Annotated in this window: 21 protein-coding genes; 6 read left to right on the forward strand and 15 right to left on the reverse strand. The window is 53.3% G+C overall.

Features of this window, described 5'->3' with window-relative positions; translation table 11 throughout:
• On the forward strand, nucleotides 1-595 hold a 595-nt coding region (locus tag PKH29_02460; protein HNX13697.1), incomplete at its 5' end, for a M14 family zinc carboxypeptidase.
• On the opposite strand, the gene PKH29_02465 is transcribed toward PKH29_02460, so the two are convergent.
• On the reverse strand, nucleotides 587-1825 hold the full coding sequence (locus PKH29_02465; GenBank protein ID HNX13698.1) for a hypothetical protein: 1239 nt from the start codon (nucleotides 1823-1825) through the stop codon (nucleotides 587-589). The two genes, PKH29_02460 and PKH29_02465, sit on opposite strands and share 9 nt — an antisense overlap.
• A 240-nt stretch (nucleotides 1826-2065) precedes the next feature.
• On the opposite strand from PKH29_02465, the gene PKH29_02470 reads away from it, so the two are divergent.
• From PKH29_02470 to PKH29_02480, 3 genes are read left to right on the forward strand one after another with little or no spacing between them, the layout of a single operon-like run.
• Nucleotides 2066-3160 (forward strand): sodium ion-translocating decarboxylase subunit beta, encoded by a 1095-nt coding sequence (locus PKH29_02470; protein HNX13699.1) that lies wholly within the window; start codon nucleotides 2066-2068, stop codon nucleotides 3158-3160.
• A 24-nt stretch (nucleotides 3161-3184) separates the two neighbouring features.
• The gene (locus tag PKH29_02475) at nucleotides 3185-3418 is read left to right on the forward strand and encodes a hypothetical protein (protein HNX13700.1); all 234 of its coding nucleotides are present in this window, start codon (nucleotides 3185-3187) and stop codon (nucleotides 3416-3418) included.
• A gap of 1 nt (nucleotide 3419) precedes the next feature.
• The gene (locus PKH29_02480; GenBank protein HNX13701.1) at nucleotides 3420-4133 is read left to right on the forward strand and encodes a DUF6062 family protein; all 714 of its coding nucleotides are present in this window, start codon (nucleotides 3420-3422) and stop codon (nucleotides 4131-4133) included.
• 412 nt (nucleotides 4134-4545) lie between these two features.
• On the opposite strand, the gene PKH29_02485 is transcribed toward PKH29_02480, so the two are convergent.
• Together PKH29_02485 and PKH29_02490 are read right to left on the reverse strand one after the other, a co-directional pair.
• Entirely contained in the window at nucleotides 4546-5679 is a 1134-nt protein-coding gene (locus tag PKH29_02485) for an aminotransferase class V-fold PLP-dependent enzyme (protein ID HNX13702.1), read from the reverse strand.
• 105 nt (nucleotides 5680-5784) lie between these two features.
• Nucleotides 5785-6036, reverse strand: a complete 252-nt coding sequence (locus tag PKH29_02490; protein ID HNX13703.1) for a DUF3343 domain-containing protein — start codon at nucleotides 6034-6036, stop codon at nucleotides 5785-5787.
• A 238-nt stretch (nucleotides 6037-6274) separates the two neighbouring features.
• On the opposite strand from PKH29_02490, the gene PKH29_02495 reads away from it, so the two are divergent.
• Both PKH29_02495 and PKH29_02500 read left to right on the forward strand, forming a co-directional pair.
• Complete coding sequence (locus PKH29_02495) at nucleotides 6275-6826, forward strand: manganese efflux pump MntP family protein (protein ID HNX13704.1); 552 nt, start codon at nucleotides 6275-6277, stop codon at nucleotides 6824-6826.
• A 191-nt stretch (nucleotides 6827-7017) separates the two neighbouring features.
• On the forward strand, nucleotides 7018-7233 hold the full coding sequence (locus PKH29_02500; GenBank protein HNX13705.1) for a hypothetical protein: 216 nt from the start codon (nucleotides 7018-7020) through the stop codon (nucleotides 7231-7233).
• 209 nt (nucleotides 7234-7442) lie between these two features.
• On the opposite strand, the gene PKH29_02505 is transcribed toward PKH29_02500, so the two are convergent.
• The 12 genes from PKH29_02505 to lpdA form a co-directional block, all read right to left on the reverse strand.
• Entirely contained in the window at nucleotides 7443-8816 is a 1374-nt protein-coding gene (locus PKH29_02505) for a glycine--tRNA ligase (protein ID HNX13706.1), read from the reverse strand.
• A gap of 72 nt (nucleotides 8817-8888) precedes the next feature.
• Nucleotides 8889-10085: a transglutaminase domain-containing protein gene (locus PKH29_02510; protein HNX13707.1), complete on the reverse strand. Its 1197-nt coding sequence runs from the start codon at nucleotides 10083-10085 to the stop codon at nucleotides 8889-8891.
• A complete protein-coding gene (gene gyrA / locus PKH29_02515) occupies nucleotides 10066-12567 on the reverse strand; it encodes a DNA gyrase subunit A (protein ID HNX13708.1) in 2502 nt (833 codons plus the stop codon). The genes PKH29_02510 and gyrA overlap by 20 nt, the downstream gene beginning before the upstream one ends.
• Before the next feature lie 122 nt (nucleotides 12568-12689).
• Nucleotides 12690-14645 (reverse strand): DNA topoisomerase (ATP-hydrolyzing) subunit B, encoded by a 1956-nt coding sequence (gene gyrB, locus PKH29_02520; protein ID HNX13709.1) that lies wholly within the window; start codon nucleotides 14643-14645, stop codon nucleotides 12690-12692.
• A gap of 53 nt (nucleotides 14646-14698) precedes the next feature.
• Nucleotides 14699-14962 (reverse strand): DUF370 domain-containing protein, encoded by a 264-nt coding sequence (locus PKH29_02525; GenBank protein HNX13710.1) that lies wholly within the window; start codon nucleotides 14960-14962, stop codon nucleotides 14699-14701.
• Nucleotides 14896-16071: a DNA replication and repair protein RecF gene (recF, locus tag PKH29_02530; protein HNX13711.1), complete on the reverse strand. Its 1176-nt coding sequence runs from the start codon at nucleotides 16069-16071 to the stop codon at nucleotides 14896-14898. Before recF ends, PKH29_02525 begins: the two co-directional genes overlap by 67 nt.
• The gene (locus PKH29_02535) at nucleotides 16061-16285 is read right to left on the reverse strand and encodes an RNA-binding S4 domain-containing protein (GenBank protein HNX13712.1); all 225 of its coding nucleotides are present in this window, start codon (nucleotides 16283-16285) and stop codon (nucleotides 16061-16063) included. Before PKH29_02535 ends, recF begins: the two co-directional genes overlap by 11 nt.
• Nucleotides 16275-17390 (reverse strand): DNA polymerase III subunit beta, encoded by a 1116-nt coding sequence (gene dnaN / locus PKH29_02540; protein HNX13713.1) that lies wholly within the window; start codon nucleotides 17388-17390, stop codon nucleotides 16275-16277. Before dnaN ends, PKH29_02535 begins: the two co-directional genes overlap by 11 nt.
• Nucleotides 17391-17698: 308 nt before the next feature.
• Nucleotides 17699-18994 carry a chromosomal replication initiator protein DnaA gene (gene dnaA, locus PKH29_02545; protein ID HNX13714.1) on the reverse strand — a complete coding sequence of 432 codons (1296 nt, stop codon included), beginning with the start codon at nucleotides 18992-18994 and terminating at the stop codon, nucleotides 17699-17701.
• Nucleotides 18995-19097: 103 nt separating this feature from the next.
• A complete protein-coding gene (locus PKH29_02550) occupies nucleotides 19098-20072 on the reverse strand; it encodes a lipoate--protein ligase (protein ID HNX13715.1) in 975 nt (324 codons plus the stop codon).
• Between the two features lie 166 nt (nucleotides 20073-20238).
• The gene (locus PKH29_02555; GenBank protein ID HNX13716.1) at nucleotides 20239-22707 is read right to left on the reverse strand and encodes a thiamine pyrophosphate-dependent enzyme; all 2469 of its coding nucleotides are present in this window, start codon (nucleotides 22705-22707) and stop codon (nucleotides 20239-20241) included.
• A gap of 125 nt (nucleotides 22708-22832) precedes the next feature.
• Nucleotides 22833-24200 carry a dihydrolipoyl dehydrogenase gene (gene lpdA / locus PKH29_02560; protein ID HNX13717.1) on the reverse strand — a complete coding sequence of 456 codons (1368 nt, stop codon included), beginning with the start codon at nucleotides 24198-24200 and terminating at the stop codon, nucleotides 22833-22835.
• Nucleotides 24201-24234 lie beyond the last annotated feature (34 nt).

Genomic DNA, 24234 nt, shown 5'->3' on the forward strand with positions numbered 1-24234 from the left:
TGTCGCCGTACCCTGTCACAACCCCGACGGCACCGAGATCACTTTCGGCAGCGGGGTATTGTCGCCGCTCGACCGCTCGGCATTGGCCGAAATATGCGGCGGCGATCCCGCGATTTTCAACTGCAACCTCAACGGCGTCGACCTCAATCACAATTTTGACGCGGGCTGGCCGGAGCTTCGGCGGCTTGAAAAAGACTGCGGCATCGACGGGCCGTCTCCGCGTCGATTCGGCGGCCCGTTTCCCGAGAGCGAGCCCGAGACCCGCGCGATTGTCAGCCTCTGTCACGAATTCAATCCCCGCCAAGCCGTTTCACTTCACAGTCAGGGCGAGGAGATCTATTGGCGCTATGGCGATACACTCCCCAAACACGCCGAAGTCATGGCGCATATCCTCGCCATTTCCTGTAATTATACGCTCGCCGAGCCCGAGGGGATCGCTTCTCACGGAGGATTCAAGGACTGGTTCATCCGCGAATTCGACCGCCCCGCGTTCACCTTCGAAATCGGCAAGGGTAAAAACCCGCTTCCGGTCACCGAGACCCCGATCTTGTTAAAACGCCTCTCCGACACCCTCTTAATCGCGGCTTTAATGTAACGGAATCAACACCTCAGGGAGCGGCACGGTTTTGATCGTGCCGTCTTCTTTTTGCAGCAACAGCGGTGACGCTGTGTCTTCGGAATTGATATACAACCAACCGTCTAAATCGTTGATATAATTGCCAATCTGTTTATATTTTTCGCTGACCCGCTTCCCATCCTTATCGACCAGCCAGCAACCCGCTTCCTTACAGCCGATTTCTACTTCCGAATTCGGCCCGAAACTCTGTGCGATTCCGATATATCCGTCCTTCGCCACCAAATAGGTGATCGAGTTATATTGCGTATTGATCATATTTCCGTTGGCATCAGCCAGCGACGCTGACCTCTCTGTACCGCTCTGGTTATTACCGATAAATAGCACCACCCGATCCTCAAACGGCATTTCGATCCGGCAATATTTTTGTTCATAAATCGTTTTGCCGGTTTTGTCAAGGAGTCCGTACCGGACATTACCATCGTACCAGGAAATGTACCATATCGTCAGCTGATACTTGTCATATAACGTCTTAATGACACCGGCTTCTTTTTTCTCGGTGATGTTTCCGCCCTTATCGAGAACATAATAAGAACCGTCCTTCGTGGCTGCCGCCCCGTCTTCAAACAGTTCCATCGAATCATAACTCTCACCGAGCGGTTGAAAAATTTCGTCCAATAACCAATATTTCTCGGCTCCGTCCGCATAATCGTTGTTTGCCTTATATGGTGCAATCGGTTTTCCGCCATAATATGATGCTTCATAATATGCGTCTATACCGTTTTCATTCACCGCTTGACAGCTTATGTAACTGTACCTGCCAACCTCATTCCCATCCGGCCCGATAATGATATAGACATCCCCGTGAAATTGACGAACGTCCGGTTTACACAGAATAAAGTATCTGTTTTCAGTCACGCCGATGCCGCGGTATTCGATATTAAAAATAACTTTACCGTTTTTATCGGCAAGTCCGACGAGCGTGGTATAGTAATCGAAAATCGGTGTGCTGTGAATCAGATGGTATTCATCGGTATATGGCAGTGAAGTCGTATAATAATTCTTCGATGTCTGTTTGCTGTCAGTCACCATACTTCCCACACTGCTTTTCACCGGTTCGGAGACCGTCGATACAATGCTTCCTTTTTCATTTGCTCCGCATCCGAACAGCCCAAATGTCAATAACATCGTTAATACTGCGATTAAAATCCGCTTTGAATGCTTTTTTGCCTGATTTTTGGGCATATCCATATCTCTGCCTCCGTTTGTTCTTTGTTTATCTTATAGTAATTTTTACTGTATGTCAATTTTACCTGAGATACCCATTGTTTTCTATACTCAATTTTTTTTAAAATACGCTCTCGCTCTTTGCAAATCGCAAAATTTGTTGTATAATGTCCGTATCTCGTTTTGGGAGTGACTTTTTTGCAGGAATTAATCAACGGACTTTTCTCATCTTTTTCGCAGGTGTCCGGCGAACAGTGGGCCAAGATGATCGCCATGTGGGTCATCGGCGGCATTTTGATCTATCTGGCCATCAACAAAGACATGGAACCGGCGCTTTTGCTCCCGATGGGTTTCGGCGCAATTTTGGTCAACCTGCCGCTTTCCGGCGTCATCGACCAGCTCGATGCCAACGGAAGCGTTGTCACGGGCGCCATTCAGCGGTTATTTAATATCGGCATCGAAATCGGAGAACTCATGCCGCTGCTTCTGTTCATCGGCATCGGCGCGATGATGGACTTCGGCCCGCTGCTCTCCAACCCCAAACTGTTTTTATTCGGCGGCGCTGCCCAGTTCGGCATCTTCGCCACAATCACGGTCGCCTCGCTCTTCTTCCCGCTCAAAGACGCTGCGGCCATCGGCATCATCGGCGCGGCGGACGGCCCCACTTCCATTTATGTCGCGCAGTATTTTAAATCGCAGTTTACCGGCCCGATTATGGTCGCCGCTTATTCCTATATGGCGCTTGTTCCGATCATACAACCGCCGGTCATCCGCCTCTGCACCACCCGCAAAGAGCGTCTGATCCGGATGCACTATGAAAAGAAGTCGGTCTCCAAGGCCGTCCGCATCATCTTCCCGATCGCAGTCACCATCGTCGCCGGCATCATCGCCCCGACCTCTGTCGCGCTCGTCGGATTTTTGATGTTCGGCAACCTGATCCGCGAATGCGGCGTGCTCGGCTCGCTTTCCGATACGGCGCAGAAGGATTTCGCCAATATCATCACGCTTTTGCTCGGCATCACGGTCGCTTTCAAAATGCAGGCGGAGGCCTTCCTCGCGTGGAAGACGCTGCTCATCATGGGCCTCGGCCTTGTCGCCTTTATCTTCGATTCCGCCGCGGGCGTGTTCTTCGCCAAATTCCTCAACCTGTTCATGAAGAACAAAGTCAACCCGATGATCGGCGCTGCAGGCATTTCGGCCTTCCCGATGTCTTCACGCGTCATCCATAAGATGGGCCTCAAGGAAGACCCGCAGAACTTCCTGCTGATGCACGCCGCCGGCGCAAACGCCTCCGGCCAGATCGCCTCGGTCATCGCCGGCGGACTGGTCATCAAGCTGGTCAGCGCCTTAGTCAAGTGAACGGAAGGAAGGTAAGAAAAGAATATGCATAACTTTTTTATCGCTCAAAGTGTCGCCCAAAGCATCGTTCAAAGCGTTGAGACCGCCGCTCAAACTGCAACGGCTGCCGCTCAGCCCATCGACGCCGCCCAAAACCTCGGCATATCCCTGCGCGTCATGGGGTACGGGATGCTCGGAATCTTCTGCATCATCGGCATCATCATTTTCCTGACCTGGCTGCTGCAGAAACTGTTCCCCGTCAAAAAGGAAGAGGATTGACATGCCGAAAGAGACCGTCGACACCGCCGTCATCGTCCGCCATTACGAAGAGGCAAAGGGCTGCCCGCACTGCAGTTTCGAGCGCGAAGCCGATGCCTATGAGGTGGACCGGCTGCTCGACGGCAACATGATGGTCGAATGCATCCGAATGGAAACCGACGCACGCGGTTTCTGCGCCGACCACTATTCAAAGCTCATCAATGCCCGAAGCCGCTTTTCGGTTGCGGTGATGCTCGAAAGCCACCTGCGTGAAATTCAAAACGTCTATCTCGAAAAAAACAACCCTAAAAAGGGCAAGGGTTCTCTTGCGACTAAAATGACCGAACTCGACGCAGACTGCTTTATCTGCCGCCGCATGTCGGGCCATATGGAAAATTTCGAAGCGGGCGTCGCAGTGCTTTGGAAACGGCGTGAGGATTTCCGGGAGCTGTTTTCGAAAAAGGGCAGCCTCTGCATGCACCATTATGCCCGCCAACTCGCCGCCTGCGAAAAGGAACTCGACAACAACACCTATCGCGACATGAGCGACGCGATGTTTCAAAACGTCCGGAGGACGCTCGATAAACTCGCCGATGAGACCAAGTTCTATGTCAGCCGCTTCGATTACCGGGTGACGGGAGCGGACAAAAACTTCGGCACCTGTGCCGACGTGCTCGAGCGGGTCGGAGAATTTTTACACGGAAAAAGCCCATGCAAAGACAACCTCAAAAAATGACATAACGCGACAGCCGATTTCGACAGCTTTCGATGTATAAATGTTACCGAATTCTGTATATTAAAAACTTTCCACATCCCTATGTGGAAAGTTTTTTTGGCTTTATATCGCGGTTTATCTGCTCCGTTTCCTAAACACCGATATACACCGCCTGTTTCATTTCCGAAACATGACCGCATAACAAAGCCATTTTCCGTGTTTTTTCCGATTTGTATTATACACCGGTTTACATAATTATCGACTTGGTTTACATAATAATTTTACATGCCCGAAAACCCGCATGTCTTCGTCTTTTTTAAATAATTTTCAAAACATTCAAAAAGTTTTCCACATCAATTATGTAAACCTGATAAACAAAAACATACGAACTGTATTATCAGCTTTACACCTTTTTGTAACATATATACGGAATTCACACATTCTTGGAAATCTTCCAAAGCGCCGAAGCCGTTTTGCTGACTTGCTCGCGGTCGTTGAAGACGCCGAAACTGATGCGAACCGCGCCGTCGGGCAGTGTCCCGAGCACTTCATGCGCGCTCGGCGCGCAGTGCAGGCCCGCGCGCACGGCGATGTCCTCTTTTTCGAGTTCTGCCGCCGTCCGCTCACAGCACATGCCTTCGAAATTGAACAGATAGATTCCCGAAGACCTGGTCGGCTCATAAATTTTCAATCCCGAAAGCCCTTCGGTTTTTTCGACGAGTTCTTTGCGCAGTTGACGTTCGTGTTCGCCGATATTTCCCGCGCCGAGTTCGTTGACGAACCGCAGGCCCTCACCGAGCCCGAGGATCGAATTGACGGCCATCGTCCCGCTCTCGAGCGCCTCAGGCAGCTGCATCGGCTGCTTTTTTAACATCGAGTCGGTCCCGGTACCGCCCTCTGTCAGCGTCCGAACCGGCGCCCGGTCCCGGATGAGCAGCACGCCGCACCCCGTAGGCCCGTACAGGCCTTTATGCCCAGGCATGCAAAGCAGATCGATCCCGTCCGCGGCCATATCGATTACCGCGTTTCCTGCGGCCTGTGCGGCATCCACGATGAACAGCATCCCGAATTTCACGGCAAGCCTCCCGATCTCGGCGATCGGCATCACCTGCCCGTCGACGTTTGAGGTGTGAACGCACAGCAGTGCGGCGGTATTCTGAGTGATTTTCCGGGCGAAATACGCGGCTGCGTTCGGCACATCCCGGCCAATGTTGGCGATGCTGTAGGTTATCAGTCCTTCGGCCTGCATCGCCTCCAGAGGGCGCATGACCGCGTTGTGCTCCCGGTCGGAGATCACGATGTGCGCGCCGCGGGGCAAAAAGCACTTCATCGCAAGATTGAGCGCATGCGTGCAGTTCTGGGTGAATACCACCCGTTCGGGCGCTCCGCAGCGAAAGGTCTTCGACAAATTTTCACGGACACGAAAAATTTTTTCCGCGGTGTCCATTGACATCCGGTAGCCGCCCCGGCCGGGATTTGCCCCATATTGTAAAAATGACTCCCGGACCGCGTTGACCACACTGTACGGCTTCGGATAAGTCGTAGCCGCATTGTCAAGATATATCATATGTATGTACTCCCTTATAACGATATTTGGGCAAAGGGGATCACGCAGCGTCGATGCCGCGCCGTCAACGCTGCATCATATGCGGCACAACCCGCGGGACAGGGGTCATTGGCAGGGTTGGATGTATTCCTCCGAGGGCGTATAATTTCCTTTCACCTGAATGCCTTCCGATTCAAGCACCGCTACGGCGGTCTGTTCGTCACAATAAACCCGAAGGCCGTATCCGCAGCCGCAGCCGGTGACGCTCGCGGGCAATTTCTCGCATAGGGCTTTGATGTGATATCGTAAAAGAATCTCTTTTGCCCGGATCGCATAAGTGACCGAGGTCAGGATGATTCCGCTGGTTTGTTTTTTCATCGTTATGGCCATCCTTTTGCTGAAGTTCCGGATTCAAACCGGCTCGGCGATGCCGATTTGCCACAGTATATGAAACGCAGGGCAAAGGAGTACTTGTGCGCAGCGGGCTTTTATGTTACAATAATGCCCGCTGTCAGATTGAAGGCGGACCGCGGCTTTTTTGTCCGTAATCTGAAAATTTTCCGTCTGTCGGCAGTGCAATGATCCTGTTCAATCACACGTCTCGGAGGATTTCGTATTGCGTTATTGGGAAATACTCATTTTGGCCCTCGGCCTTGCGATGGATGCTTTTGCGGTCTCTGTTCTGAACGGTCTGACCGCGAAGCCGTCGGTGAAACAGAATTTTGCAATGGCGGGTTCTTACGGCGTGGCTCAGATGGTCTTTCCTTTGATCGGGCTTCTGCTCGGAACGGCGTTTTATAATCTCATCAGCGGCATCGACCATTGGATCGCATTTGCGCTGCTTTCAGCGCTCGGCGTCAAAATGCTCGTTGACGCAAGGAAAAACCCGGACGCCTGCGAAGTCAGGCTATCGGCTAAAATCATTTTCATTCAGGCGGTTGCGACGGCGATTGATGCGTTGGCTGTAGGTATCGGCCTTGCAGCGATGACAGATAATATCCTATTGACCGTGGCGACCATCGGCGTCGTGACCTTTTTGCTCTCACTCGCGGGCGCGTTCGGCGGCAAGCTGCTCGGAAAACGCATCTGCCGCGGCGCCCGAATCCTCGGCGGCCTGATTTTAGTCGCAATCGGCGCCAAAATCTTCATTGAACACCTGTTTCTTTGATGTTCTCCAACAACGGGCGTAAAGTTTATATTAAAATGCAATGTAAATCCCGCGGTTCAGTTAAACCGATATCGGGAAATAACGAATGAGTGCATGGGTAAAAAAATCCGAAAGAAATTACTCAATTTGCAAAAATACTTGTAATTGTGGGAACACTATGATAAAATACTCTTTAGAAGGAGGGGTTGTTCATGAAAGAAAAAAATCGTTCCGGCCTGGTTTTCGGCCTTGTCGCAGCGCTTTTGGCCGCAATAGGCATCATCGCGCTGATGGCAAAGGTGATCCGGGATTTTTCGGCTAAGCTCAACACCACCGAAGGCGACTCCTATATCCCGGATTGGAGTGACGAGGATTCGTTCGACATCGACCTGAACGAGGATTTGTCCTCTCCCGATTCCGACAGCTGAAAACAAATAAGACAAACGAAACCCTCGGCAGAAGACCTGTCGGGGGATTTTCTTTTCAATTTAAAGAATTGCAGGGCGGGCTGCCCACAACCGCTGGCGTTCTTCTTAGAATAATAATATTTTTATAAAGCGAAGTGACATTTCATTGGCACAAATTCGCCGCTTGAAATGTCACTTTTTATTATTAACTGCTAACTGTTACTAAGTATTCAAAACTTAATCTGCTCGTGAATATATCTCGCTAATTCCGCAATCGGAATTCTCTTCTGCGCCATCGTGTCGCGGTCACGGACGGTCACGCAGCCGTCGGTCTCACTCTCGAAATCATAAGTCACGCAGACCGGAGTGCCGATCTCGTCCTGACGGCGGTAGCGCTTGCCGATGGAGCCGGCGTCGTCGTAATCGCAGTTGAACTCGTCGCGCAGGTCGTCGAAAATCTTTCCTGCGGGCTCTGCCAGTTTCTTTGAAAGCGGCAAGACGGCTGCTTTGAACGGCGCGAGCGCGGGCGCGAGCCGCATGACCACACGGGTCTCGCCCTTCTCGTCGGTCTCCTCGTCATAGGCGTCGCACACCACCGCAAGGAAGGTGCGCTCGACACCGAGCGACGGCTCGATGACATAAGGCACGACTTTTTCGTTGGTCTCGGGGTCGAAGTATTCGAGCGTCTTTCCGCTGTGTTCGGAATGGCGTGATAAATCATAATCGGTGCGGTCGGCGATACCCCAGAGTTCGCCCCAGCCGAACGGATATAAAAACTCGATATCGGTGGTCGCCTTGGAATAGAAGCAGAGTTCCTTCGGATCGTGGTCGCGCAGACGCAGATTCTCGATTTTCAGACCGATGGCAAGCAGCCAGTCGCGGCAAAATGCCCGCCAGTACGTGAACCAGTCGAGATCGGTGCCCGGTTTGCAGAAAAATTCGAGTTCCATCTGCTCGAATTCACGCACGCGGAAAATGAAGTTGCCCGGCGTGATCTCGTTGCGGAACGATTTTCCGATCTGTCCGACGCCGAACGGCAGCTTTTTGCGGCAGGTTCTGGCGATATTGGCGAAATTGACGAAGATGCCCTGCGCGGTCTCGGGGCGCAAATAAATCTCGCTCTTGCTGTCTTCGGTGACGCCCTGAAAGGTTTTGAACATCAAATTAAACTTGCGGATGTCGGTGAAATCGCATGCGCCGCAGGAAGGGCAGGCGATTTTATGTTCGCGGATGTAGTCCATGATCTGTTTGTCGTCCCAGCCCGCGGGAATGACGCCGGTATCCTCGATCAATTTATCGGCACGGTGGCGGGTCTTGCAGGCCTTGCAGTCGATGAGCGGATCGGAGAAGCCGCCGACATGGCCGGTCGCGACCCACACCTCCGGATTCATCAAAATCGCGCTGTCCAAACCGACGTTATATTCGCTGCGGCTGACAAATTTCTTCCACCAGGCGTTTTTGATGTTGTTTTTCAGCTCGACGCCGAGAGGGCCGTAGTCCCAGGTGTTCGAAAGCCCGCCGTAAATCTCCGAGCCCGCGTAGACAAAACCGCGTCCCTTGCACAGGGCGACGATTTTATCCATGGTCTTTTCCGAGTTGTTCATATTGTTCTTTCCTTTCATCTCTGAGGGATTTATACCGGTCTGAAAAACCTTTCTTTAAAAGGGAAAAATTCGTTATATGACGTAGATATAGTATCTTGTATTGGCGCCGTTTTGCACAAACAGGCAGGTGCTTGTGACGCCGGCGCTTGAAATCAGTGAAGCAAACTCGCTTTTACCGATCGAAAAGTCCACCGCGACCGCATAACCGGAGCCGGCCTGCGCGCCTGAGAGGGTCTGCGTCATCCATCCGGAGAGTTCGTTTTTATCCGAAAATCGGGGTAAAACGTTTTTTGTAACCGCCGAGCTGTCTACGGCGTCCTCCGGATACGACTCTGACTTAAAGACGTGATTGACGCTCATTTCGGCACGGGTCAGGTTAAAATAGAGCATGGTTGCCGCATCGGGTAATGTGGTAAGGGTAACGGGGTTATCGGGATTGATCATCACATTCTTATCTTCGCCGTAATAGCGGCTCTCCGCGTCGTCGACGGTCGGATCGCAGTAATAGACCTTTCCGTCGATTTTTACGCCGTTCCAGGCGTGGGAAGTTCCCTCAAAATACCCGCTCTCGGTCCATGCCTCGATCCCGCCGTAATTACATAAAAGCGCGAACGCCTTTGCATAACCGTCGCAGACCGCCTTGCCGGCGACGAGAGTCCCGTAAGCCGTGTGTGTATTCAGGTCGATATTGAGTAAATCAGCCTGCTTGTAATCATACTTTGCTGCGAATATCGTTTTTTCATAGAAAAACCGTTCTCTCTGCAGAGGATCGGTTATGGAAACGGAATCGGCCAAAATCTTGTTGACCGCATCATAGAACGCCTGCCGCCTCGCAGCAGCTTTGCCCGGGTCGCTTTCGATATAGTTCAGCTGGCACAAAACGCTCCTGACCTTGCCGCTGCTTGTCTGTTCGCGCACAATTTTATAGGTCAGGGACGGTTCGAAGAACTGCGGGTAATCATCGGAGACGGCATCGTAAACAGCCGAGGCTTCATCGTCGGTCAGATCGCCGGGAATCGCAGGCGTCTCGGCCGCTTGATCTTTGATTGCAAGCAGCATGGCTTTATACATCAGCCGCTGATTCTCGCTTTTCAGCACCTTGTATCTTTGCTGCGGGAGCACAGGGCTGAAAGTCGTGACGATGTTCTCGTCGGCAAAGGGCAGGGAAAACGCCTCGATCTCTTTCGGAATCTTCGCTCCGCAGCCGGAAAACACCAGCAGCGCGGCGAAAAAAAGCGCCAAAAGTCCGCTAATCTCCGTTTTGTTCATTCGCCTCACTTCTCTCTTCCTCGCTGACGGTCTTATCCGCCTCTTCGTCTTCGGTCGGTTCATTGGTCTCTTCTTTCGGTGCTGTCGTGATGGTGACGACCTTGCAGCCCTCATCGACCCGCATCACGGTCACACCGCCGCCGTAACGGCTCTGCGTACTGATCTGTTCGGCGGACGTGCGTAAAATCACCCCGCTGTCGGTGATCATGATCACATCGTCGGAGTCGTCCACCATTTTGATGCCGGTGACGAGGCCCCTCGTGTCAATTTGTTTGTAGTTTGTGACGCCCTTTCCGCCGCGGCGGATCAGGCGATATTCATCCGGATCGGTTCTGCGGCCGTAGCCCGATTCGGTCAGGGTCAGCAACGACGCGCCTTCTCGGATCTTTTCGAGTCCGACGATCTCGTCGTCCTGGTCCAGCGTCATCGCTTTGACGCCTCTGGCGTTTCGGCCCATCGCGCGCACATCGGTCTCTTTGAAGCGGATGGCCATGCCCTTGCGGGTCGCAACGATAAATTCGTCGTCGCCGCGGCTCACCGAGGCCCAGGCCAGCGCGTCGCCCTCGTCGATCGAAAGCGCGATGATGCCGCTGCGCCGGACGTTGGCGAATTCGGAGAGCGCCGTGCGCTTGATAATACCTTTCCGCGTGACAAAGACGAAATGCAGCCCCTCTTCTTCCTCGGGCACCATCAGCATCGCGGCGACTTTTTCGTCCGTCTTCAGCTGAAGCAGGTTGATCGCATTCGTCCCTTTTGAATTGCGCGAGGTCTCGGGGATTTCGAAGCATTTCAGCTTAAAGATGCGGCCCCGGTCGGTGACAAACGCCAGCTTGTCATGGCTTGAGGCCACAAACAGTTCGTTGGCATAGTCCTCCTCGCGCCGCGTCATACCGGAAATTCCGCGTCCGCCGCGGTTCTGGCTGCGGTAGGTATCGACCGGAAGCCGCTTGACATACCCGAATAATGTCCGCGTGACGACGCAGTCCTCGACCGGAATCAACGATTCCACATCGACTTCGCCCGAGACATTTTCGATGGCGGTGCGGCGTTCGTCGCCGAATTTGGCCTTGATCGCGCCGAGCTCCTCTTTGATGATGCCCGTTACGCGGTTGTGATTGGCCAGTATGTCCTTATAATCGGCAATCTTAACTTCAAGCTCGCCGGTCTCGTCGAGAATTTTACTGCGTTCAAGGCCTGTCAGCTGTCCGAAGCGCATCGCGACAATCGCGTCCGCCTGGACGTCGTCGAATTCAAACCGCTCCATCAAACGCTGTTTGCCTTCGGGGATATTCCTCGAAGCACGCAAAATGGCGATGACCTCGTCGATAAAATCAAGCGCTTTGAGCAGCCCTTTTAAGATGTGGATGCGCTCTTCGGCCTTGCGCAGGTCATATTGCGTGCGCCGGGTGATGATCTCGATCTGGAAATCGAGATAGTTTTCCAGCATCTGTTTTAACGTCAAAATACGCGGGACGCCGTTTACAAGCGCCAGCATGATCACGCCGACCGTGTCCTGCAATTGGCTGTAGGAATACAGCCGGTTCAGAACGACTTCGGCGGAGGCGTCGCGCTTGACGTCGATGATGATCTTCATGCCCTTTTTATCCGATGCGTCGACAAGGCCCGAAAGCCCCTCGATGCGCTTGGTCTTGTGCAGCTCGGCGATGCTCTCGACCAGGCGGCTCTTGTTGACCATATACGGAATCTCGGTAATGATGATCTGGTTCTTGTTGCCCTTTTCGACGATCTCGGCCTTGCCGCGCAGCGTGATCTTGCCGCGTCCGGTCGCATAGGCCTGACGGATACCGGAACGGCCCATGATGATGCCCCCTGTCGGGAAATCCGGGCCCTTGATGTGTTTCGTCAAATCGTCCATCTCGGCTTCGGGGTGATCGATCAGATAGTCAATCGCGTCGATGACCTCGCCGAGATTATGCGGCGGGATGTTGGTCGCCATGCCGACCGCGATGCCGACCGACCCGTTCACGAGCAAATTCGGGAACCGGGAGGGCAGGCAGGAGGGTTCTTCTTTGGAGCCGTCGAAGTTCGGGACAAAATCCACGGTTTCTTTTTCAATGTTTTCAAGCATTTGATTCGACAGCTTGGCCATTCTGGCTTCGGTATAACGCATCGCCGCGGGCGGGTCGCCGTCCACGGAGCCGAAGTTGCCGTGCCCGTCGATCAGCGGATAGCGCAGCGAAAAATCCTGCGCCATGCGCACCAGTGTGTCATAGACCCCGACGTCGCCGTGCGGATGGTAATATTTCAACACTTCGCCGACCGTCGCGACCGATTTGGAATAGGGGTGGTCGGAGGTCAGATGCGTGTCGTACATTGCATACAAAACGCGCCTGTGCACCGGTTTCAAGCCGTCTCGCACATCGGGGAGCGCACGGGCCACGATGACCGACATCGAATAGTCCAAAAAGGACTGCTTCATCTCGGATTGGAGCTCAACCGGAATGGTTCTCGCCGCATGCATGATCTCACCGTCGGCGGTCACAATCTCATCCTGCTCGGGCAGATCTTTGTTTTCGTTGTTAATATTGTTATTATTCTCGTTATTATTGTTATTTTCCATAACCGTTCTTTACGCTCCTTTCCCTAAATGTCCAGATTCTTGACGTACTTCGCGTTCTTCTCGATAAAATCACGCCTCGGCTCTACGTTTTCGCCCATCAGCATCGAAAACACCTGATCGGCGGAGATTGCGTCCGCAAGTTCAACTTTCAAAATCGTCCGGGTCGCGGGGTCCATGGTCGTCTCCCAGAGTTGGTGCGCGTCCATCTCGCCGAGACCTTTATAGCGCTGGACGTCCGTCTTGCCGGTCTTGACTTCATCGTCCATCTCTTTCATAATCCGGTCGCGTTCCTCGTCGGAGAAGGCATACTTGACCCGCTTGCCCTTTTGCACCCGGAATAACGGAGGCTGCGCGATATAGACATGCCCCGCGTCAATCAACGGCCTCATATATCGGAACAAGAAGGTTAATAACAAGGTTCGGATATGGCTTCCGTCGACATCGGCATCGGCCATCAAAATAACCTTGCCGTAACGGAGTTTCAGCAGATCGAAATCGGAGCCGACGCCGGTTCCGAGCGCCGTGACGATGGGCATCAGCTTCTCGTTTCCGTAGACCCGGTCGATGCGCGCCTTCTCGACGTTCAGCATCTTGCCCCACAGCGGCAGAATCGCCTGCGTGTAGGCGTCGCGCCCCTGCTTGGCCGAGCCTCCTGCCGAATCGCCCTCGACAATGAACACCTCGGTGTTCTCGCTGTCGCGGTTGATGCAGTCTGTCAGCTTGCCGGGCAGCGCAGCGCCGTCAAGCGCAGTCTTGCGCCGTTCGGCCTCGCGCGCCTTACGAGCGGCTTCCCTGGCCCTGGCCGCCATCAGCGACTTTGAAAATACGGCTTTCGCGACCGCCGGGTTTTCCTCAAAGTAGGTCATCAGCTTATTATAAGTCAAATTGCTGACGAGCGCAGTGATCTCGGTGTTGCCGAGTTTTTGCTTGGTCTGGCCCTCGAACTGGGCCTCCTTGACCTTGACGCTGACGACCGCGGTGATGCCCTCGCGCACATCCTCGCCCGACAGGTTTTTATCGGCCTCTTTTAAAAGCCCGTATTTGCGGCCGTAGTCGTTGAACGCGCGGGTCAGGGCCGCTTTGAAACCGTTTTCATGGGTGCCGCCCTCGGGCGTGTGAATGTCGTTCGCAAAGGACAGAATGGTCTCGTTGTAGCTGTCCGTATACTGCATCGCGATCTCGGCCTGGTTGCCGTTCTCCTCACAGCAGAAATAGACCACGTCGGGGTGGGTCAGTTCGGAATTTTTTAAGCTGTTCAAATGCGCGACGAAGCTCTTGATTCCGCCCTCGTAGTGCAGCGTCTCGGTGCGGGTGTTCCCGGGGTCTCGTTCATCGGTAAAGACAACGCGTACGCCCGCATTCAAAAAGGCCTGTTCGCGGAACCGGTTCAGTAAAATTTCATAATCATATTCAAGCGTTTCGAAAACTTGTCCGTCCGCTTTGAAAACCTGCTTGGTTCCGGTGCAGTCGCTGTTCCCGATCTCTTTGAGCGCCTCAACCGGGGTGCCGCGTTCAAACCGCTGAAAATACTTCTTTCCATCGACGCAGACCTCGAGCTCAAACCACTCGGAAAGGGCATTGACGACCGAGGCGCCGACGCCGTGCAGACCGCCGGAGAACCCATACCCGCCGCCGCCGAACTTGCCGCCCGCATGCAGCACCGTAAAGACGACCGTGGCCGCCGAGATGCCGAGCTTCGGCTGAATTCCGACCGGGATTCCGCGCCCGTTGTCGACGACGCTGATGATGTTTCCGGGCAAAATTTTGACGTCGATCTGAGTGCAGTAGCCGCCGAGGACTTCATCAATCGAGTTGTCTACGATCTCATAGACCAAATGGTGCAGGCCGCGCGGGCCCGTCGACCCGATGTACATGCCCGGGCGTTTCCGGACGGCCTCAAGCCCCTCCAGAACCTCAATTTGTTCCGCGCCGTATTTTTCTTCGCGCTTTATATTGTTTCCGTTTTGCAGTTCTTCCATATAATTTATTAACCATCCGTTCGCATATTGGGAGCTGTTTGTTCCAATGACTTTTATTTAAAAACGGTCTCGCCGCGCTTATAGATCGTCGCCGCGGAGATCGGCGAAACAAACAGCTGAACGTCGCTTCCGCTCTCATCATCGGCCAAAATCACCGACCGCGGCAAGTCGGAGCTGACGGACAGCACCCGTCCGCTTTTTTGCATTTTTTCGAGGAAGAGCTTCGTCCCCTTGCCGTAGGAGGCCGTGTCTATGTCGAAGACGCCGATGATCCGGCTGGTTTTAACGTTGACGTCGTTTCCGATGTGCGTGAACATGTCTCTTTTCCTCTTTCCGCTCTTTTGTGAATATTTCCGTTTTTCACCTTGAAAACCGCACCTTTCGGGAGCCGCCTTGCAAGCGAAGCTCCGTCGCATCCGGTGATAAAGAGCTGGTTTTCGCCGAGGTTTGATAAGATATAGTTTTGACGGTTTTTATCAAGTTCCGACATCACGTCGTCGAGCAAAAAAACCGGCTTCTGCCCGATAGCCCGTTCCAAAATCCGCCCCTCGGCCAGCTTCAGGCAAAGCGCCGCACTCTTGCATTGCCCCTGCGAGGCATACTGTCTGGCTCTCTGCCTGTTGATTGCCAGTTCCATGTCCTCCCGGTGCGGGCCTGCGCCGGTAAATCCGTTTTTGATATCCTCGTCGACACTCTTGCAAAGCGCATCATATAACGCGGCTCCGTAGTTTTCGCCGCTCTCGGAAAAGCTCTTATAGGTGATCATCAATTCTTCTCCGCCCGAGATGCTTTGATAAATCGGCGGCGCTTCTTCGGCAAGCCGGGCGGTGTAGCGGCTTCGGGCGGCATAGACCCTTGCGCCGATCTGGGCAAGCCGTTTGGTATAGGCCTCAAGCGTGTCGGCAAGCTCGGAATTGTATCCGGCCTGTAACCGCTTGAGCAGGTAATTTCGCTGATAAAGCACTCCGTCATATTCTCTCAAAACAGCAGCAAACGCCGGTTTGGTCGAGATGACGGCACTGTCTAAGAACGCCCGCCTTGCCTCGGGCGCTTCCCGAATCAGTTCTATATGAACCGGCGAGAAGACCACCGCCGCGAATTTCTCGCCCAAATTCGAAATCTTGTCGGTGTGAATTCCGTTCAGAGCGGCGCTCCGCCTTGTTGTCAGCGTCAGCGTGAACCGGTTGGTTCTCTCCCCGGAATAAATATCGGCTTCGAGGACCGCTCGCTTTTTCCCGAACGCGACCGTCTCAACCTCTTTTGCCTGCCTGAAACTGCGCTGGCCGCAGAGCAGCCAGACAGCTTCAAGAAAATTGGTCTTGCCCTGTCCGTTTGCTCCGACAATCAAATTGGTCCCCGGATGGGGGAATACCGCGGTATTTTCAAGGTTTCGAAAATCCGTGAATGCGATCTTTTCAACCCGCACCGCCGGCCACCTCGATTGTCCGACCGCCGTACACAACGGTGTCTCCCGGGTGAATCTTCTTTCCTTTGATGAGACAGATCTCGCCGTTTACCGAGACCTTTCCGCTCTCAATCGCGTTTTTGGCCTCGCCGCCGGTCGGGCTTGCACCGGAGAATTTCAGCAGGTCGCACAGTCGGATGAACTCGCCTCGGATTTGAATCTGTTCAGTCCTCATTTTTGGTTCTCACAGGCATCACAAGGAAAGAAAAGCTGTCGCCTTCGGGCGGGACGATTTTAATCGCGGCAAATGTCGTGGTAAGGCGAAGCACAATCTCGTCGCATTCGGCGGCCCGCAGCGCGTCGAGGATATAACTGTTATTGATGCCGACCTCTATATCGTTTCCGGTGATCTCGCAGGAGATCCGGTCCTGCGCTTTTCCGGCCATCGTCACGCATCCGAGCGCGGTCACATTATCGGCAAACCGAACCACAATGGAGTTTTTGGCCCTCTTCGTCGCCTGGGTCTCCACGAGCAGCGAAACCTTTTCGACGCTGTCGATCAGAGCCCTCGTATTGATCTTGACCGCGGTGTTGTAAGTCGTCGGTATAATCGATTTATAATTGATGAATTCACCCTGTGTGATCAGGCGGGTATAGATTTTGCAGCCGTTGATGAGAAAAGAGGCATGGGTCTTTCCGACAGAGAGCGAGACGACGTCGCTGTCTCCGAGAAGCCGTAAAATTTCATTGAGCGTCTTTCCCGGAATGATGAATTTTCCGTTCTTGTGATACCCGATATTCTCCTTACTGATCGCCATTCGAAATCCGTCAAGCGCCGCAAGGGTCAATATCCCGTTTTCAAGTTCGAACATCACGCCCTGCATCACCGGTCTCGCTTCGGTCAGAGAGACCGCAAAAACGGTCTGCCGGATCAAACGGCGTAAAATCGACTGGGGAAGCTCGAAGTTGAATTCATCCGAGAAAATCGGAAGCTCCGGATATCCGTCTGAGGGGAGCCCGAAAAGATCGAATTTCGTGAATCCGCTCTCGATCAGAATCATATTGTCCTCTCCGACCGAAATCGTGATTTCCTCTCCGTTCAGGCGCCGTACAATCTCCAAAAACGGCGGCGGAATGATCACGCTGCCCTCTTCGGCGACATTGCCTTCGATGTCGCAGACAATCCCGAACGAAAGGTCGTACCCGGTCAGGGTGACGGTGTCTTTTTTCCCCGAAACCAGCACGCCGGTCGTCTCTTTGATCGCGGACTGCGCGGGAACCGCCCGCGAGACCTTAGAGAGGGCCTCCAGCAGAACATCCTTGTTGCAGATAATTTTCACCTTATTTGACCATCCTTTCACAATCGGGTATTAAAATATTATTTCAAGAATTCATTCAATATTTCGGGCTGCCTCTCTTTAAAACAATTTTACTCAAAACGAGTAATTTCGGCGATATGTTTGTTTATCTTTTTAGTAGTAGAAGTAGGGATTTTAATCCTTATGAAACTTCCTTTTTTCGGCGGCGGGATGCCGTTTTTCCGTCCAAAACCTTTTTAGGAAATATTTTCGAAATTTTTAATCCGGAAAATAACATTCCAAACTCTTTTGATCTTTAGGAAAACAAGCTTTTGAAACTTTGATTTTCCTCACTGTTTGCTTTTGATATTTTTAATAATATCTTCGATGGTCTCCGAGAGTTTCTGATTCTTCCGGATCTCCTTTGCGGTGCGGGCGATGGCATAATTGACCGTGGAATAATGACGGTCGCCGAATTCTGCGCCGATCTCTTTCAGCGAAAGCCCGGTCAGTTCCCGGGTGACATACATCGCAATCTGACGAACAAGAGAGATTTGAGCGCTCTGTTTTTCGGAGGAGATATCCTCAGGCGGAATCTGGTAGACCCTACTGACCTCCTCTTTGATGATATCGACCGTGATGGCCGGGCGGCTGATGTCGCTGATGATGTCATGACAGGTTTCGATGGTCAACAAGAGGGTGGGAATCTGTCCGTTCATTATGTATTTCGCCGAGAGTTTGGTGATCACAGCCTGAATCTGGCGAATGTTGACTTTTATCTTATCGGCGATGTAATCGACCACGTCATCCGAAAGTTCGAGAGAAGCAAGTTCGGCCTTTTTGCGGATGATCGCCACCCGGGTCTCATAGTCGGGAGCGCCGATATCGGCAAGGCCGAGTTCGAGCCGGGAACGAAGCCGCGAATCGAGTGACAAAATATCTTTCGGCGGCCGGTCCGAAGACAGCACAATCTGTTTTCCGGCGCGGTGCAAATTGTCGAAGGTGCTGTAAAACTCGTCCTGTACGGCGGTTTTATTGGCGATGAACTGAATGTCGTCGACGAGCAATACGTCGCAGGAACGGTATTTCTTGCGAAAATCCGGCTGGGAGTTATGGGTGATGGATTCGATGAAGTCGTTGATAAAATCCTCGCCCTGAACGGCTACGATATTATAAGACGGGTAATTTTCGGAGACGGTGTTTTTTATCGCGGTCAGAAGGTGGGTTTTTCCGAGCCCCGACTCGCCGTAGATGAGCAGCGGGTTATAGGTTCTGCCCGGCGCCTTTGCGACGGCCTGCGCGGCGGCAAAGGCGAATTTGTTCGAGGCCGCGACCACGAAATTTTCAAATGTGTATTGGCTGTCCAAGGCGCTCTTGACGCTCCCGCCCTCCGGCTCTCCCTGTTCGGAACGAAGGACGGCCCGGAGCTTGAAGCCCATGACCTCTTCGCAGGTGGACTCGATGAGTTTTAAGTAGTTGGTCTCGATGATGTTTTTTTGAAAAGTGGAGGGTACCGACAGATAAAGGCGGTCTTCCTCGAGAAAGATCGGCTTGATGATTCCGATCCACGAGTTGAAGGCGACAGTGGAAATTTTTTGTTTGACGATGCTGCAGACGGTATCCCAAACCTGTTGCAAACTCTCCACAAAATCACAACCTTTCCTAAATAAATGATAACATAAAACCCCGAAAAAATCAAGTTTTTACGGGGTTTTTTCCTGTATGTTCATGCGCTTTCCGAAACCGGATTCAAAAAAACAACATCGTGAATTCCTCGGGTTTGATTCCTTCAATATAGTCGTTCAGACGAAGCTTTGTCACGCGCTCCAGCAATGCCGCTTTTTCATGAAGCGTGCCGTTGACTGCGGCGCAAAGTTCGCTGGTCGGGCGCTTGAGAAGGAAATCCCCGCCGATTTTCAAGCCGGAAATCCTGCCGTCGAAGCAGTCAAATCCGACGGAAACCTCCCCGAAATCAAAACGGTTTTCGTTGGAAAATTTATAGGTCGGATTTTCGCCGTAGGTCCAAAGGCGGCTGCTGTATTTTTCGCGGCATATCGCCGAAATAATTCCGGGAGCCGCTTTTTCGAGCGCGGCTGTCTGGCAGCTCTTCGAAAGGAAAAAGTCCGTGAGGCCCTGAAAAAATTCCTCTGTGGTCATGTCATTTTTTAAAAGGGGACGCAGATTGGTGACACGGCTTCGTATCGAATCGATGCCTTTTCCCGCGTATTTTTTAGCGCTGGGAGAAAGAACGGCAGAGAGTACCGAGAGATCGGTATCAAACAACAGCGTACCGTGATGCAAAAGGCGGTTTTTGCGCACGGCCTGCGCATTTCCCGAGAATTTCATGCCGTCGGCAAGAAGGTCGTTTCTCCCGCTGAATTCGGCGTGAACGCCGAGCGTCCCGAGATATCCGATAATAGGCTCGCAGAACTTTCTGATTGTGGAAAGATCCCCTTGTTCATAAGGCGTTATAAATGAATAGTTGATGTTTCCGAGATCATGATAGACTGCGCCGCCGCCTGTCTGCCGGCGGACGAGAGCGATGTTTTTTTGCTCGAGAGCCGTAAAATTGATTTCCCTGTAGACGTTCTGATTACAGCCGACAACGACCGCAGGGCGATTTTGCCAAAGCAAAATATATTCGCCCTGCGCATAAGTGAGGAAATATTCCTCAAATGCGAGGTTATAAGCAGGTTCGGTATTTCGGTTGATGATCAGTTTCAAGCGGATTCGCCCCTTTCAGATAATGGGATATTCCTTTAGTTTTCAAACATTATATAACATACGCTTTTTCAGCCAAAAGCGCGAATAAAGAATTTTACTCGCGCTTTTCTCTAAATTGACTTTTCTAATTCCGGATTATCCGGCAGGAGCGTTCTCCGGGCGAACGCTACACGCCGAATTTCGCTCTGCGAATCTCCTCACCGGTTGTCAGATTGGTTTTGGGCGTATATCCGGAAATCGGCATGATCTTCTCGTGGATCGCGTCGATGATCCAATCGGCCTGCGGGAAGAAGTCGGAATCGAATTCATACGGCGGGGTGATCCAGTTGCGCGCGCCCACGACGACCGGCGGAGCGTCGAGGTAATCAAACGCCATCTCGGAAATGTTGCGCGCCATATCGTTCAAAATGCTTCCGCGGGCGCAGGCGTCGGAGGAGAGCACGATCTTTCCGGTCTTTTTGACCGATTCGAGCACCGGTTCATAATCAAACGGCACGATGGAACGCGCGTCGATGACTTCGGCCGAGATGCCGTATTTCTCTTCCAAAATCTTTGCGGCTTCCATTGCGCGATAAAGAGTCGCGCCGATGGAAAGTATCGTCACATCGGAACCGGCCTTTTTGATGTCCGGGCTGCCGAGCGCGATCTCATAGCTCTCTTTGGGTACGCCGCCTTTATGAAACTGCTCGGGTACGTCGTAGATGCGCTGGCTCTCGAAAAAGACCACCGGGTCGGTGCCGTTCAGCGCGGCGGCCATCAGGCCTTTTGCGTCATACGGCGTCGCGGGGAAGACGACTTTCAGGCCGGGGATGTGAGCGGCGAGCGCTACCCAGTCCTGGGAGTGCTGCGCGCCGTATTTGCTGCCGATGGAAACGCGCAGCACGACCGGCATCTTCAAAATGCCCGCGCTCATCGCCTGCCATTTGGCCAGTTGGTTGAAGATTTCGTCACCCGCCCGGCCCATAAAGTCGGCATACATCAGTTCGGCGATCACGCGGCCGCCGGACAGCGCATAGCCCACCGCCGAGCCGACAATCGCGGCCTCGGAGATCGGAGAGTTGAACAGACGGTGATAGGGCAGGGCTTCGGTCAGTCCGCGATAGACGGCAAACGCGCCGCCCCAGTCACGGACGTCTTCGCCGTATGAAACCAGTGTCGGGTCCTCGTAATATTTATCCAAAATCGCCTCAAACAAACCGTCGCGCAGCACATACTGCTTGGTCTTTGCGACCGGCTGCCCGTTTGCGTCGAGATAAAAACGTTCTTTGGAAGCAAGCGATTTGACGCGCGGATTTTCCTCTTTCGGAAGCAGCACATCGGGCTTGCGGGCCGTGTCCATCGAAGGGACATGCAGATTCGAAAACATCAGTTTTTCGACCGCGTCGGGCTTATGTGCCATATCGATGTACGGGCTGGCTGCGGGATCGGCGGCGAGTCTGCAGATTTTCATCGTGCGCTCTTTGATGTCGGCCCAGATCTCGTCAAACGCGCTGTCGGGCGCGACGCCGGCTTCGACCAGCTCTTTGCGCCATTTGACGCAGGGGTCTTCGGCGACCCAGGCGTCGAGCTCCTCTTTGGTGCGGTAAGAACCGCTGTCGGACGGCGAGTGGCCGCTTGTGCGGTAGGTGATCACGTCGAGCAAAACGGGACCCTTGCCCTCGTGTAAAATTTTAAGTTTGCGCTTCATCGCGTCGATGACGGCAAGCGGGTTGTAGCCGTCTACGCGCTCGGTGTACATCTGCGACGGGCAGACGCCTGCGCCGACGCGGGCGACGAAGTCATAGGCCATCGTCTCGCCGCGGGTCTGGCCGCCCATGCCGTAGCCGTTGTCGAAGATATTGAAGAGAATCGGCAGGCCGCCTTTTTTCTCCCACAGCTGGGTGAACTGATCCATTGCCGCGAAGTTCAGCGATTCGAGCACCGGGCCGCAGCCGAGCGAACCGTCGCCGATGTTCGCGACGACGACGCCTTTTTTATCGTTGCATTTTTTATAAAGAGCCGAACCCAGCGCGATCGGGCCCGAACCGCCGACGATGGCGTTGTTCGGGTAGATGCCGAACGGCAGAAAGAACGCGTGCATCGAGCCGCCGAGACCGTGGTGGAAACCGGTCTCGCGGGCAAAAATCTCGGCTAACGCCCCGTAGAGCAAAAAGTCGGTCGCAAGCTCTTTCACGGACTTGGTCTTTTGGTGGCCCTGAATCGCTTTCAGCGTCTTGCCGCCCAAAAACTGTTCCATGATCTCCATCAGCTCGCCGTCGGTCAGCTGATGAATCGACGAAAGGCCTTTGGCCAAAATCTCGGAATGGGAGCGGTGGGAGCCGAACGCATAATCGTCCGTGGTCAGCAGATAGGCCTGTCCGACGGCGGCGGCTTCCTGCCCGAGCGAAAGATGCGCAGGGCCGGGGTAAGATTGTTTAAATCCGTTGTATTCGCCCTGTGTTTTGATCTGAAACAGCATGCTCTCGAACTCGCGCAGGGTGCAAATGTCAGTGTAAATCTGTAAAAGCTTTTTGTCCGAAAAATTCTTGCGCTCCTCGGCGACGGTTTTTTGATAGGCATTTACCGGGATATCGGCAAACGAGATCTTCCCGGGTTTGCGGATGAATTTAGGGTCAATGTATTGGCTTTTCGGCATTGCGGGATTTCCTTCTTTCTTTGGGTTAGCAAGTATACCTTGCTATTATATCATTTTCTTTTAAATTCGTCAAAAAACGCCAAATTTCAACATGCTTTCCGGCCTTGTTGAAAAAGGGGCTTGGATTATAACTCAAACAGGGTCTCGCGTACGATCTCACAAACTGTGGGGTGCGGGAAAACCAACGCTTTCAGGTTTTCGATCTTCATGCCCGACTCGATCATCTGCGCCGCGCCGTAAATGATCTCGGAGCAGTAGCTGCCGATCATATGGACACCGAGCAGCTTATTGGTTTTCGCGTCGGCGATGATCTTGCAGATGCCGTCTCCGCCGCCCTCGGCCAGGTATCTGCCGCTGTAACTCATCGGCAGCTTGGCGGTTTTAATCGTATAGCCCTTTTGCTTCGCGCTCTCCTCGGTCTCGCCGACACAGCCGACTTCGGGGTTCGTATAAATCACGGACGCAATCGCGCCGTAGCGCATCGTGTCTTTTTTACCGAGAATGTGATTGACGGCGACTTCGGCCTCGCGATAAGCCGTGTGCGCCAGCATGAGTTTTCCGTTGATATCGCCGACCGCGTACACGTCCGGGACATTGGTCAGCAAATGATCGTCGGTCTTGACCGCGCCGCGCTCGGTGTAAACACCGATGGCTTCCAGCCCGATCCCCGCGCTCGAAGGCCTTCTGCCGATCGACATCAGCGCATAGTCGCAGGCCAGCGTCTGAGCTTTTCCCTCGGGATCGGTGTAGGAGACGGAACCCTTTTCAAAGCCCGTGACCTTGCAGCCCAGTTTAAAGTCAACGCCTTTTTTGGCGTAGTTTTTCTGCAAAATCGCCGAGATCTCGTCGTCCGTCGGGCCCGCGATCTTGTTTAACATCTCAATCACGGCGACCTTGGAGCCGGCCGAGCAGAAATAGCTCGCCATCTCCAACCCGATGACTCCGCCGCCGATGATGGCAAGCGCTTTCGGAATCTCGCGCAGCGCCAAAATCTCGCGGTTGGTCAGCACATACCCCGCGGCAAGCCCCTCTTTCGCGCCCGGAATCGGCGGCACAACGGCCTCCGAACCCGCGGCGATGATCAGCTTTTTCCCGGTATATGCTTTGCCGTCCGCCTCAACTTCAAATCCGTCCGCGGTTTTGCCTTTGATCACGGCGGCCGCATTCACAACGGTGACATGGTTTTTCTTCATTGCCGCACCGACACCCGAGACGAGCGCTTTGACAACGCCGTCTTTGCGGTCGATCACGGCATTCTGATCAATGGCAGCACCTTTCACGTTCACGCCGTAGGCAGACGCGTGATTGGCATAATCAAACACCTTTGCCGAATATAACAGCGCTTTCGACGGGATGCAGCCCTCGTTCAGGCACACGCCGCCCAAGGAGCGTTTTTCAAACAGCGCGACTTTCAGTCCGGCATGTCCGGCCCGTTCGGCAGCCAAGTAGCCGCCCGGCCCTCCGCCGATGACAATCAGATCAAACAATTCCAATGTAGTAACCTTCTTTATTAAAAATCATCTGTAG

Source organism: Oscillospiraceae bacterium (assembly GCA_035353335.1).
Classification (GTDB): domain Bacteria; phylum Bacillota; class Clostridia; order Oscillospirales; family JAKOTC01; genus DAOPZJ01.

Coding starts and splice junctions, on each gene's coding strand:
- PKH29_02465 (HNX13698.1), bottom strand. CDS start 1,825: ATGGATATGCCCAAAAATCAGGCAAAAAAGCATTCAAAGCGGATTTTA.
- PKH29_02470 (HNX13699.1), top strand. CDS start 2,066: ATGATCGCCATGTGGGTCATCGGCGGCATTTTGATCTATCTGGCCATC.
- PKH29_02475 (HNX13700.1), top strand. CDS start 3,185: ATGCATAACTTTTTTATCGCTCAAAGTGTCGCCCAAAGCATCGTTCAA.
- PKH29_02480 (HNX13701.1), top strand. CDS start 3,420: ATGCCGAAAGAGACCGTCGACACCGCCGTCATCGTCCGCCATTACGAA.
- PKH29_02485 (HNX13702.1), bottom strand. CDS start 5,679: ATGATATATCTTGACAATGCGGCTACGACTTATCCGAAGCCGTACAGT.
- PKH29_02490 (HNX13703.1), bottom strand. CDS start 6,036: ATGAAAAAACAAACCAGCGGAATCATCCTGACCTCGGTCACTTATGCG.
- PKH29_02500 (HNX13705.1), top strand. CDS start 7,018: ATGAAAGAAAAAAATCGTTCCGGCCTGGTTTTCGGCCTTGTCGCAGCG.
- PKH29_02505 (HNX13706.1), bottom strand. CDS start 8,816: ATGAACAACTCGGAAAAGACCATGGATAAAATCGTCGCCCTGTGCAAG.
- PKH29_02510 (HNX13707.1), bottom strand. CDS start 10,085: ATGAACAAAACGGAGATTAGCGGACTTTTGGCGCTTTTTTTCGCCGCG.
- gyrA (HNX13708.1), bottom strand. CDS start 12,567: ATGCATGCGGCGAGAACCATTCCGGTTGAGCTCCAATCCGAGATGAAG.
- gyrB (HNX13709.1), bottom strand. CDS start 14,645: ATGGAAGAACTGCAAAACGGAAACAATATAAAGCGCGAAGAAAAATAC.
- PKH29_02525 (HNX13710.1), bottom strand. CDS start 14,962: ATGTTCACGCACATCGGAAACGACGTCAACGTTAAAACCAGCCGGATC.
- PKH29_02535 (HNX13712.1), bottom strand. CDS start 16,285: ATGAGGACTGAACAGATTCAAATCCGAGGCGAGTTCATCCGACTGTGC.
- PKH29_02555 (HNX13716.1), bottom strand. CDS start 22,707: ATGCCGAAAAGCCAATACATTGACCCTAAATTCATCCGCAAACCCGGG.